This window comes from Reichenbachiella carrageenanivorans, assembly GCF_025639805.1.
GTDB classification, from domain to species: domain Bacteria; phylum Bacteroidota; class Bacteroidia; order Cytophagales; family Cyclobacteriaceae; genus Reichenbachiella; species Reichenbachiella carrageenanivorans.
In genome coordinates, this window is record NZ_CP106735.1 from 3182641 (window position 1) to 3195224 (window position 12584).

Genomic DNA, 12584 nt, shown 5'->3' on the forward strand with positions numbered 1-12584 from the left:
CTACTAAATGATAAAAAATATTAGCCCTTATGGGTTCATTGTGCTATTGTGGATCTTGGGTACCTGTCAGCTTTATGGACAACCTGAAGTTGACCGTTTAAAAAACGTATTGAAGAGAACTACGGATAGGAAGAGTGAAGTTGATATATTCCTCAGGCTATCTCGCATTTCGGACTATCCAGATCAGTCGCTAGTCTACGCCCGAAAGGCTTTACGCTTATCTCAAACCTTAGGGGATTTGCATTCGACAGCTGTTTGTGATCAGGAAGTTGGGAGATGGTTGTTCAAAAATAAACGTGATTCAGGTGAATTTTACTTGAACCAATCCATTGCATTATTCGAATTAAACAACAATCTGAAAGGTCAGGCACGTAGTTATTTCTATCTGGCAGATGGGATGGAAAAATACCAACAATTCGATTCGGCACTATTTTTTTATCATAAAGCGATACAACTCGCCGAAGATGCAGTCGATGCCTCAGGTATAGCATTGTATCATTTGGAACTAGGCAACTTAGAAACACAGCGAGGGAATATAAAATCTGCCCTGAGGCATGTGCAAATGGCCAATGAATACTACGACCGACCAGCTCATATGGATAGTGCATGGATAGCTTTCAATAGCTTAGGGGTGATTTATAATGAAATGGGTTTATACCCAGAAGCATTAGAATATTATTTGAAAGCCTATGATTTGGTAGTAGCGCATGGCGATCAGGAAGGAATGATTTTCTTAGCGAATAATTTGGGGCTGATCTATCATGAGTTGGGTAAGTTAGAAGAAGCACATAGCTATTATGCTAAAGCCATGGAAGAGGCACATATGAATGGAAAGAAGTATGAAGAAGCTATGCTTTTAAATAATCTGTCGATCATCTATAGCGAAGAAGGTGACACGCTCAAAGCACTAAAAACACTACGGAGAGCACATGACCTTCAGGTCAAGCTGGATCAGCAGTGTGACTTGGCCTATACCTGTGAGGGACTGGGTGAGGCTATGGCTTGGAAGGGCAGAATGGACTCTGCAGATTTTTACTTTAAGAAAGCACTCGATTGGGCTATTCGATGTGAACTGGTGGGATGTCAGACTAGCATATATAGGAGTATGGGGGTGTTGGCTAAAAGAGTTCGGGATTTACCTAAAGCTGAAAAGTATCTTCTAAAGTCTCTCGAATTAGGTATTAATTCTCACTATGGTGCAGAGATAAAACAATCTGCCAAGGAGCTTTATAGTTATTATCAATCAACGAACCAGACCAAGGAGGCTTTGAAGTATCATTTGATGTTTAGCAATATCAAAGATTCTTTATTCAATGCAGAGTCGACTGAGCGAATTGCTCGTATGACAGCAGAATATGATTTCAGAAGAGAGTTGGAATCGTTAGCGTATGAAAAAATGAGAGACGAAATGCTTTTGAATGAAGAACTTAAGCAAAAGCAAACTTATCAGAATAGTATTTTGGTGGTGTTGGTGCTGACTCTCTTGCTTGTGGCTGCTATGGGACGATCGTATTATTTGGTCCAAAACCACAACAAAAAACTTACAGCTCTCAACGAAGAGAAGAACACCCTAATGGGTGTAGTAGCTCATGATCTGCGCAGCCCGCTTAACAACATCAAAGGGCTAATGTCGCTAGTGAAAATGGAGAATACGAATCTGTCTCCAGAGCAAAGTCATTATTTTCATTTGCTAGACGACACCATGGAGCGTATGCGCGATATGATAGATCGGGTGCTAGACGTGAGTGTAGTGGAGGATATGAAGGTCAACCTGAATTTGAAAAAGGTGGATTTAGGGCAGGCCATGAATTTTGTGGCAGGCAATTTCGAGTTGTTGGCTAGCAAAAAGTCGATTCAGATTCATAGCCAAATAGCTACGGAGAAACATTATATCTTAGCAGATTATAACTATCTGCTGCAGATAATAGAAAATTTACTGTCGAATGCCATCAAGTTTTCTCAATCGAATAAAAACATCTATCTGACAGCAGAGCAAAATGATGATGGAGAGGTGATGGTTGTCCGAGATCAAGGGCCAGGAATCAGTGAAGAAGACTTGCCAAAATTATTCACCAAGTTTCAAAAACTAAGTGCTAAACCTACAGATAATGAACAGTCTACTGGCTTGGGCTTGTCTATTGTGAAGAAGTTTGTAGATGCAATGGATGCTGAAATCTCATGCGCTAGCGAACTAGGTATAGGCACGAGTTTTATTGTGAGATTTAAGGTCATAGAGGACCAAGACCTGATCTAATTAAATTATTTTCCAGATTCGTCTATGCGAGTCATGTATTGACGAAAACGATTTTCAATCTTATTCAACCGAAGTATATCTGTCATTTGGTCGTCGCCTAGCCCATTGATGAGCACTGAAGTGTATGCGCTACCCTCATTAGATATCTTATAAGCAATTTTGTGATCATTCTTCTCAGAGAAAAAGTAATTGCCACTGAGGATGTAGTTTTTTAAATGTAACTGACTGATGGGCTGTGATTCTAATTTTGCAAATTGTGTTCTGGCTTTGTCAAATTCGGCCATAGATCGTTCCATGTCACCTAAATGAAAGTAGGCTAGACCGAAAATGTCATACATCTGCCAGTTGTCATCAATGATTTTTTCTAATTCACCAAACCTCTTCACTGCAAAATTGGCTAAGTAAATGGAGGTGTTATTCGGCTCAGACTCATCATAGGTAAGTAGCGAGTCTCCAATGATCTCAAGCGCCCTTAGAGAAATACTTGATAGCGTTTTTCGTGATTCAGCAATTAGAGGTTTGGTTGAGTTGTCTTGAAACTGTATGGCGCGAGCCATTTCTTGTAGGCATTGCTCTATATGACCTTGGCTATTAGATATTTGAGCGAAATCAGCATTTTCGAGGTCTTTATTTAAATATGCAGTTCGTATTATAGCTAGATAAGCATAGGCCAGAGATAAATCTTTGCCACTAATTTCATATTTTTCATCGCTTACCACTTTCGTAAAACTGATCATGGCATCGTGGTAGCGATTGTTTTTGATGGCGGAGAGCCCTTGTTTGTAATTTTCTGTCTGAGCCAAAACTCCTGCGTGCGTGAGAAGTATAAGTGCCAGAGTAAGCAAAGTAGAGGTGGCCTTATTCATAAAGTAGTGTTTTTGATTAGCGTAGGGGTTAGGTCGCCTATTCAATAACCGCCACAATCTTTGTATAATAATTTGCAGATGCAATACAAATGATCATAAATACTTAAACTTTACGTGTTTGCACGGATTGTTTATAGGTAATTTTCCTATTGTTTTCGCAGAATATATTATGTTTTTTGTCAGGATAATTATTTATCTATGCTCAGCAAAGAAGTATATGATGTACTTATCTTTGTTTTTTTATTATCAAAAAGATCTTATGAAATACTTTGCTAAAACATTACTTGTATTCACTATTCTTAGCTCATCAGTGATGGTTTATGGGCAAGGAGGTGAAACCTACGTGACAACGGGAGGAGAGTGGATATTTTCCTTTGGCGGTTCTGGTGATGACGGAGCTGTTCGATTCAGTCCAGTGGTCAATTTTCAAATCAATGTAAATAAAGATGTAAGCGATAAGTTTGGTTTTTATTCTGGGTTAGCCATTCGTAATGTAGGTTTTATCTGGGATGACCCAGATAGTGCCCAGATCAGAAAAAAATTCAGAACGTACAACCTTGGAATCCCAGTAGGTCTCAAGTTTGGTGATATGAATGGGATGATGCTATTCGGAGGGTATGAATTAGAAATACCATTCAATTACAAAGAAAAGACTTTTGTGAATGAGAAGAAGGAGGATAAATTCAATGTTTATTTTAGTGGGAGAGTGCCTCCTGTATATCACGCACTATTTGCTGGTGTGCAGTTTTATTCGGGCATCAGCCTGAAATTCAAATATTATTTGACCAATTTTCATGACCAGTCGTACACTGAGGTAGTCAACGGGGTGAGCGTGATGCCATACAAGAACTTAGATAGCAATGTGTTTTACTTGTCGTTGAATTTCAACTTGTTTAGGAATACAGACTTTCACTACAAGAAAATTGACAGAGATTTGAAGCAAGTGTCTATGAGATAACCCATAGCCTTCTTGAAGGATTAAAATCAAAGAGCCGCATATCTATTAGATATGCGGCTCTTTGATTTTTTGCATGTTTATTACAAACTCCAGCCTACGGTAGTTTGTATCACATAATCACTGTTTGGTATGTCGTCAACTTGAGGGTTACTGTCGTAGTTTAGGGTGTAGCCAGCACCGATATAAAAATCCTTTGGCAGGTCAAATTTCAAATCAATGTTGAAATTGATACGGGTTCGGTTCGAGTCGTTGAGACCATGAAAGGCTTGTACACCTGTGGTGGCCGTAAAGTCGCTCAAGCCGAAGGCTTGATAGTCTATGCTGAGGTAACCCTCAGTCGTAGATAGGTTTTCTTGATCTTGAATATCGTAATTTTCATTGTTCCAAGCGGAGCCTAGAGAAGTGGAAAGGTACATTTTGTGATTTCGAATCAGAAAATTACCAACCCCAATTTTGTATGTGCTTCGAAGTTCAAGCGATTGCTCATCGTTGGTCAGGTAGTCGGCACCAGCTATACCAAACCATGATCGTACAAAAAAGACTCTCAGGTTAGCTCCATAGTTATTTCTTTTAGTGGAGATCTGACTTGTGCCATCGTCTAGTTTGCTGTTTACAAAATTGAAATAAACATCTGGATTTATCTTTTCGGACAAATAAGAAGCATTGCCTCTCAGGGTTAGTTGTTTGTTATCATTGGCTTTTGAAAGTGTGTAGCCACCATCCAAAGAGAGACTGATACGATCCCAAAAGCCGCTATTGACAGATTTGAGATAAACCATTTGTAAGTGATTGTATTGCATGGTCTCACCTTCGTCTGTTAGAATCGTGATGCTTCCTTCCTTCATGGTGATTTGACCAGTGATTCTCTTGCCATTGGCCATGTTTATCATGTAAGTGCTTGTAGATGTAAAATTGACTACAGACTCCCAGTCCATCATGAAATTAGATTCGCTGTAGGGGGTTTCTATTTCAAGTACCCCATTGTTTAGTTGTTTTACACTTCCTACTATTTTATCTCCGTTACTTAACTCTACAGTGTCTTGAGCTTTCAATTGGAAAAAGGCGAAAAATAATATAAGGGGTAAAAGGTAATACTTCATAAAAAATAGGTTCTTAGTTTCTGTAATTATAATAAAAATATGGATTAGGGTTATATAGGTAGGTTGGAGGATTTAAACTAAAAACTCCAACCAACAGTGCTTTTCACAACATAGTCGGACTTGGCACCTTCAGTATCATCCTTTGAGTCAAAGTTGTAGGTTATATTACCTCCAATATAAAAATCTTTTGGTAGGTCAAATTTGGAATCAAGGGTTAGGTTGACTCGGTTTCTGTTTTCCTCAGTTATACTAGCAAAGTATTGAAATTTAGAGCTTAACCTTACATTTTTGATACCATATATGTTTAGTTCTACTTCTCCAAAGGTTTCAATACTTTGTTCAGATACTTGTTCTTCATGATCATATCGCTCTGTGTTTAAAGCAAACCCTACTGCACTGACGAGGTACATTTTGTGGTTTCTTACGATGTTGCGGCCAGCTCCCGATTGTATAGTCGTACGAAGGGCGAGGTTTTGTTCGTCACTTTTCAGGAAGTCTGATGCGCCAAGGATATACCAGCTTCGATTAAAAAAGACCTTAATATTGGCACCGTAGTTATTTCTGCTGGTTGCAATGGTGTCTTGCACCACGTTGTATAGCGTGTTTATATAGGAGTCTATATTGAGTCTTGTATACAGATAGGAAACTGCACCTGATACAGTTACTTGCTTAGTATTACTTGCTTTGGTTAATGAAAACCCTGCGTCAATATTGGCTGAAACCCTGTCCCAAAAACCTGCTTCCAGAGATTTGAGATATACGATATCTAAAGATTTGGCAAACATCTTTGATCCTTGATCTGGGTAGATAATCAGATAGTCTTCGTTGTTTGGGTCGGGGGATATGGTTCCGTTGAATCTATATTTATGCGAAAGCATAATAATGAAATCGGTTTCTGTTTTCATTGATTTTACATCGCTCCAATCGATGGTAAAATCATCTTCGCTGTATTCTGTCTCTACAGTCATTACACCGTTTTCGAGCACTTTTATTTCTCCAATCAAAACCTGATTGTTTTTCATAAAAACGGTATCCTGGTTCTGGCCAAATGAGAAGTGAAAGGAAAATAGGCAAAGACCAAAAAACAGGCGCTGTGTCATAGAGAGTAAATATTGGCAAAGTTACGAACCTATAGGTATACTCCAAACGAATGACTTGCTTATCCTGATTTAGCAAGGGTTAATTACTGCAATACGCGCAGCTCGATGCGTCGATTGAGTTCTCTGCCACCTTCTTCATCGTCATTGGAGGCGAGGGGCTGAGTTTCTCCATATCCTTTAGTGGTGAGACGTTTTGAAGAGATACCACGTGTGATGAGGTATTTTTTTACACTTTCGGCTCTGGCTTCTGATACACTCAAATTAGCTTCATGTGAGCCTATATTGCAGGTATGGCCACCTATTTCTACATTTAGGTTTGGATTGTCTTTCATCAATGCAGCTATCTTTTCTAGGGTAGGGATAGATTCTTGCTGATAGGTAGTGGAGTGTAGGTCAAAGTAAATATTGTTAAGAATGGCTTTATCACCAGACCTGAATTTGCTGCCCATCATTTCTAGCTTATCGTACGACTTGCTCGATGAGCTGGCTCCTTTGTATATGGAAGCAAAATCTGTGTCAAGATCAATATGCTCTGGTACGACCACATAAAAGTCCTTTTCGAATGTCTTATGATGCTCGTCGTGCGTGGACCTGATTTGTGTGCTGTGTAGGCGCTGTGAGCCTAAGCTGACTACAGCTATAAAATCCTCTTCTTCAAAAATCTCTCGTTCATAGTTGCCAAAGTTGTCGGTAACTATATCAAATGATTCATCTTGATACTTTAGTGGATGAAAGGAAACCAAGGCATTCGCCAAGGGTTCGTTCGTTTGTTGATTGTAGACTTTGCCTGTTGCTAATACTTTACCTTGTTTATGAAAAAAGTAGATGTCGTAGTCGCCATACCCATGAAGCCTGTTGGAGCTAAAGAAGCCTGAAATATTGTCTTCGTTGAGTTGGAAGTTGATTTCATCGTCGATAGAATTGATAGGAAATCCCATGTTTTCTGGCTTGCTCCAGAGTCCTGTCACAGGGTCTATCTCTGATTTGAATACATCATAACCGCCGACAGATTCAAGCCTGTCAGAACTGAAATATAACGTCTTGTTATCGTGCGAAAGGAAAGGTGCATCTTCGTTGTAAGCAGAGTTGGCCAGGCCAGGTAAAGGCAGCGGATCAGACCAAGTGTCATTTGCAGGATTGAAGGTGGATTGAAAGAGATCCAATTTGCCATTGTTGTCCTTGGCAGAAAAATAGATGATCGTTTCGTCATCGTTGATGAAAAAATGAGATTCAACCAAGTGATCTCTCAATTTAGAGTCGAATTCTTGAGGATTGCTCCACCCTGAGGATAAGGGCTCCGAAAAATATAAATCACCGCCATTGTCGTTTTTGTACATAAATAAACGACCATCATTGTTGACTACTTCTATTTTGGAATTGTTTTGATCAAAGATTCCCAGATTAGGCAAGGGCTTGGGTTGGCTAAATTGCTCGTTGGATTTTATGCTATGAAAAATTTGATACTGACCTTTTTCTATGCCGTTTGGTCTGGCGGATACAAAAAGTAGTTCGTCATGGTTGGCATAAAAGGCCGGAGACAAGTCGTCGTAGGCAGAATTGATGGGCTGGGGTAGTGGCTCTATTTCAAAATCATTTAGATCGGCGTAAAATGCTCGTGTTTTCTTGGTGCGTTCTAGCAAATCCTCAGATTCTTTTTTGATTTCGTTAGTTCGGTACACATCCATGTCTAAGAAAGCTTTGAAATGCTTTTCTGCCAACTCGAATTCGTATCTGCCATAGTGTATTCTACCAAGCCAATAATTGTAAAACTTGTCCGTAACGCCCTCATTTTTCTCGTACTCTATCAGAGAAGACATGTCAGACCCACGTCCCTTTGATAGCTGGTTGGCCACAAAGGAGTGATATTGCACATAATGGTTTTTAGGATAGTTTTCTAATATTTGCTTGTATAGCTCAAGTGCCTTAGGAAAATTTTCTTTGAAGAAATAATAGTCTGCCTGCTCTATGAGCTGCTTTTTGCTAAGCTTCTTGTTTGAATCTTGTGCCACCAGGTTGGGAAACACACATAATACCACTATTACTATTAATAAATACTTCATCATGCCATGCTGGAATTCTTGCTGCTACAACAAACCTAGTAAAAATAGTGATGGAATTGTCCTATTTTTTAGCTCTTTGAGACAAATTAAGAGGATGCAGTATGCGATTTAGGGGATTTGCTTATAGCATACGACGTGTATTGTGTGTTTTTATTCATTAAATCACTATACAAATCTGATTATCAGTAGATAGTATAGGTTGAACGGATTTAATTTATAGGCTTATAGATTTAGCCAATATGTGAGTTTCACTACGAGTGCTCGATTCTTTTCTTGTAAGTCAAAATTTTGATTGTTATCCATAGTGGCGTAGTTGTCGGTATAGACAATAAATAGGTCAGATACAGGTTTAAATCTCCATTGGAGCCGGGTGTTGATGTTGAAATTTTCTGCTTGTGTATTGTATTGTAAAAAAGAGGTAAGAAAGAGTTTTTTTGTCATTGTAAAATCAACCCTTGATCCAATCAAAATTAGATCGACACTGGTATAGGGTTCGGGCATATTGAGTTTGTTGTAGTTGATGTTGATGTTAAAGGCTGCAAAAGGCTGAATGCGGTAGCTAAGATCACCACCAAGTCTATACCTATAGCCATTGAAGTATTCGCCCAATTGACCTACTACACTATAGGTCAATTTCTTTCTAAGGTCTGAGTCGTATTGCATCCAGAGGTAGTGGTAGGTGTATTGGCTGTCTTTGGATAGCTCTTGGCCATCTGTATTGGTCGGATCGAAGGGGTCTAGTAGATAGGTGTATTGCCTGCGAAGAGAAGCATTGAGCTGCGAGGTGTTTTGAAATTGAAAATACTCATCGAGTCTTATCATTTGATCAGATTTTACCCTTTGCCTCGTAGGTTCAGTGTCACCCCAGAGGGTTTCCATGACTACCTGTGTCTGATGAAAGTTGATCGCACCACGGGTGGGGTAAAAGTTGCGGGCAGCTATGTTTTCTATCCTAAAGAGACCATTACGAGGTACAAATCCTACTTCGGCATTAAAGTTTTCGCCTACAGCTGTGTGTGCCCATTCTACTCGCCATTTTCTACCCTGATAAGCCAGCCAAAAAGAATGAGCATAATCGCCTCCATCTACACTGTCGCTATCCCAAGATTGTTGATACATGGTTTTTCCAACCCATTTGTTATCGGCTGAGGCCAAATTGTAATCGAATCCGAGTACTCGATTGTAGTGGTCAGGGGCAAAATCTGGGTTGTCGTTGGGGGCATCAAAACTCTGTTTGTTTACAAAGATGGCACCTATATTAGACCTGGCAAATACTTTGCGCTGCAGGGCAGCTACTGAGTAGTTGAATCCTGGTAGATTGATGTCTTCTATGGCTTCGGTTTGCATATTGAGTAGCCCCACTCTCCAATTATTGTCTAGTTTGCCGCTGAGGCGAGCGCCGTATAAGATTTTGTTGGGGCGAATTAGGTCATTGATCGTATCGTTGACGATACCTATTCTTCGGGAGAAAAAGGTTCGGGCATAATAGGGGTGCCCGAAGTTGGCAAATAGATCGGCATTTTCTAAGAAAAACTGCCGTTTTTCAGGAAAGAATAGCTCGAAGCGATCCAGATTAGTTACTTGTTGATCTACTTCCACTTGGGAGAAGTCGGGATTTACTGTAAGATCCAAATTTAGCCCTGAGCCAATGGCTATTTTGGCATCTCCCCCAAAGTTGACTTTGGATATGGAGCCATTTTGTTGGCTGTTTTGATAGTCTCTACTTATTTCAGTAGCAGTATAGGGGATGATTGAGATATTAGAGCCAGGCTTTTCCAAAGGCTGATCCCATTGTAAGATACCCATGAAGGCCAGTGAGTTGATGTCGTAGTTTCGAGGTATTTTTTGCCAAGTGGATTGTTCGCCTGCTTCGCTATCGAGTCTGTAAAAATTAATATTCCATTGGTCTTTGCCTTCTTTGAATCGAATCGACTTGAATGGAATAGCACCTTCTGCTACCCAGTAGCCAGAGTATTGCTTGGCTTCAGCATACCACTTGTTGTCCCACGACCATGAGGTGTCTCCAAAACCTCCCGCTATGAGCCCCTCACGTTGTACTCCGTAGGAGTTGACGCCAAATTGAAAAGCATTGGTATTGTCTTGAAAAGTGTCAAAAATAAGTGAAATACCATCGATGGCATCTCCTTCAAAGTCTCTTCTAAGAGAGGGTACCACATACTTTCGATTGTCGGACTGGTTATACATCTTGGCAGAAAAGTATAAAAACTGATCGTCGTAGGCCAGTCGGACTTCTGTTTGGGAATTAGCCGTTGAACTGTCGTTTGGAAAATACTGGTTGAACCCCTGTGCTATATCAGTCGACTGCCACACAGGTTCGTTGAGTACACCGTCCACACTGATGGTGACGTCGGTTTTTTGTATACGGTAGACCAAGTCCTGCCCGAAAGAGGGCAGGACGATACAGGCCATGAAAATAATGGTAAGTAGCTTTTGGATCAATGCTGTTTGTTTACTTAAATCGTCACAAAAGAAAACTTACTTTAGTGTTTTTTCTGCAACTATTTGGTAAACGGTCAATCTACAGGTTTGAGCCAGCTTATTTGATGATCAATACTATTGTGCTGCAGAGATACTGCTCATATATTCGTCGAACGTGCTGAGTTTGTCCACATAGCCATCGGGTTTCAATTCGATAATTCTGTTGGCAACAGTTTGTACAAACTCATGGTCATGAGACGTGAATAGTACGGTGCCAGGGAAGTCTTTCAACGCATTGTTGAAGGCTTGGATAGATTCCAGATCGAGGTGGTTGGTAGGCTCGTCTAGGATCAATACGTTGCCGCCAGCTAGCATCATTTTAGAGAGCATACAGCGTACTTTTTCACCTCCAGAGAGGACGTTGCATGTTTTGAAGGTTTCCTCTCCAGAGAAAAGCATTTTACCTAAAAAACCTCTAATATATACCTCGTCTTTTTCGCCTTCTGAGTACTGTCTGAGCCAGTCGATCAGATTTATTTTTTCTTTGAAAAACTCAGCATTTTCATTGGGTAAGAATGCCTTGGTGATGGTTTGCCCGAACTTGTATTCGCCTCCATCGGCTTTCATTTCTTCATTCAAGATTTTGAATAGCGCAGTAGTTGCCAATCCGTCTTTGGCTAAAAATGCAATTTTGTCGCCTTTATTCACAAAGAAATCTAGGTTGGCAAAAAGGGGTTTGCCATCCAATGATTTAGAAAGGCCTTTTACTTCAAGAATCTGATCGCCAGCTTCTCTATTTTGGTTGAAAATGATGGCTGGGTATCTTCTCGATGATGGTTTGATTTCTTCGATGTTGATTTTTTCCAGCAATTTCTTTCTTGAGGTAGCCTGCTTAGATTTTGCAGCATTAGCACTAAATCTGGCAATAAATTCTTGCAGTTCTTTTTTCTTCTCTTCTGCTTTTTTGTTAGCCGAACTTCTTTGGCTTAAGGCCAATTGACTAGACTCATACCAGAAACTGTAGTTGCCTGTGAAGATGTTGATCGCACTGAAATCGATGTCTGCCGTGTGCGTACACACTGTATCCAAAAAGTGCCTGTCGTGAGACACTACGATCACTGTATTTTTAAATTCTAATAAGAAATCTTCTAACCATGAAATGGTCGTAATGTCCAGGTCGTTTGTAGGCTCATCGAGGATCAGTACATCAGGGTTGCCGAATAGGGCTTGTGCCAATAATACACGTACTTTTTGGTTGCCGTTTAGGTCTTTCATCAGACGATAATGATCATCTTCTACAATGCCCAAACCACTCAAAAGTGCTGCTGCATCGGGTTCGGCATTCCATCCGTCCATCTCTGCAAATTTTTCTTCGAGTTCGGAGGTGCGAATACCGTCAGCATCAGAAAAGTCAGGCTTGGCATAAAGTGCGTCTTTTTCTTGCATGATCGACCATAACTCGGTGTGGCCTTGCATGACAGTATGAATGGCTGTCTCTTCGTCAAAAGCATGGTGATTTTGAGACAATACGGCCAATCTTTTCCCTGGGTCCAGTACGACTTGTCCAGAGTTGGGTGCAATTTCGCCAGATAAGATTTTTAGGAAAGTGGATTTACCTGCGCCATTAGCGCCGATCACCCCATAACAATTGCCTTGAGTGAATTTGATGTTGACCTCGTCGAATAGAATTCGCTTGCCGTACTGTAGAGAAACGTTATTTACTGATATCATATCTGCCTTCTTTTGAAGGCGCAAAGTTATCCCTTTTAATGGGCAAAAGAAAAATTAGTTCTAATATTGGCCTATA

8 protein-coding genes are annotated in these 12584 nt (G+C 40.2%); 2 read left to right on the plus strand and 6 right to left on the minus strand.

The features are described from left to right. Positions 1–7 precede the first annotated feature (7 nt). The gene (locus N7E81_RS12750) at positions 8–2254 is read left to right on the plus strand and encodes an ATP-binding protein (RefSeq protein WP_263049972.1); all 2247 of its coding nucleotides are present in this window, start codon (positions 8–10) and stop codon (positions 2252–2254) included. Between the two features lie 5 nt (positions 2255–2259). Here N7E81_RS12750 and N7E81_RS12755 read toward each other — a convergent pair whose 3' ends face one another. Then, a complete protein-coding gene (locus N7E81_RS12755; RefSeq protein WP_263049973.1) occupies positions 2260–3120 on the minus strand; it encodes a hypothetical protein in 861 nt (286 codons plus the stop codon). Between the two features lie 259 nt (positions 3121–3379). Between N7E81_RS12755 and N7E81_RS12760 the strand changes: the two genes are divergently transcribed. Then, positions 3380–4078, plus strand: a complete 699-nt coding sequence (locus N7E81_RS12760; protein WP_263049974.1) for a hypothetical protein — start codon at positions 3380–3382, stop codon at positions 4076–4078. A gap of 80 nt (positions 4079–4158) precedes the next feature. On the opposite strand, the gene N7E81_RS12765 is transcribed toward N7E81_RS12760, so the two are convergent. From N7E81_RS12765 to N7E81_RS12785, 5 genes are all read right to left on the minus strand, one after another. Then, the gene (locus N7E81_RS12765; RefSeq protein ID WP_263049975.1) at positions 4159–5178 is read right to left on the minus strand and encodes a DUF481 domain-containing protein; all 1020 of its coding nucleotides are present in this window, start codon (positions 5176–5178) and stop codon (positions 4159–4161) included. A 77-nt stretch (positions 5179–5255) separates the two neighbouring features. Further along, positions 5256–6200 carry a DUF481 domain-containing protein gene (locus N7E81_RS12770; protein ID WP_263049976.1) on the minus strand — a complete coding sequence of 315 codons (945 nt, stop codon included), beginning with the start codon at positions 6198–6200 and terminating at the stop codon, positions 5256–5258. Positions 6201–6361: 161 nt separating this feature from the next. Then, positions 6362–8341: an OmpA family protein gene (locus N7E81_RS12775; protein WP_263049977.1), complete on the minus strand. Its 1980-nt coding sequence runs from the start codon at positions 8339–8341 to the stop codon at positions 6362–6364. A 219-nt stretch (positions 8342–8560) separates the two neighbouring features. After that, positions 8561–10798, minus strand: a complete 2238-nt coding sequence (locus N7E81_RS12780) for a carbohydrate binding family 9 domain-containing protein (RefSeq protein ID WP_263049978.1) — start codon at positions 10796–10798, stop codon at positions 8561–8563. A 114-nt stretch (positions 10799–10912) separates the two neighbouring features. Next, complete coding sequence (locus tag N7E81_RS12785; RefSeq protein WP_263049979.1) at positions 10913–12508, minus strand: ABC-F family ATP-binding cassette domain-containing protein; 1596 nt, start codon at positions 12506–12508, stop codon at positions 10913–10915. Between the last annotated feature and the right edge of the window lie 76 nt (positions 12509–12584).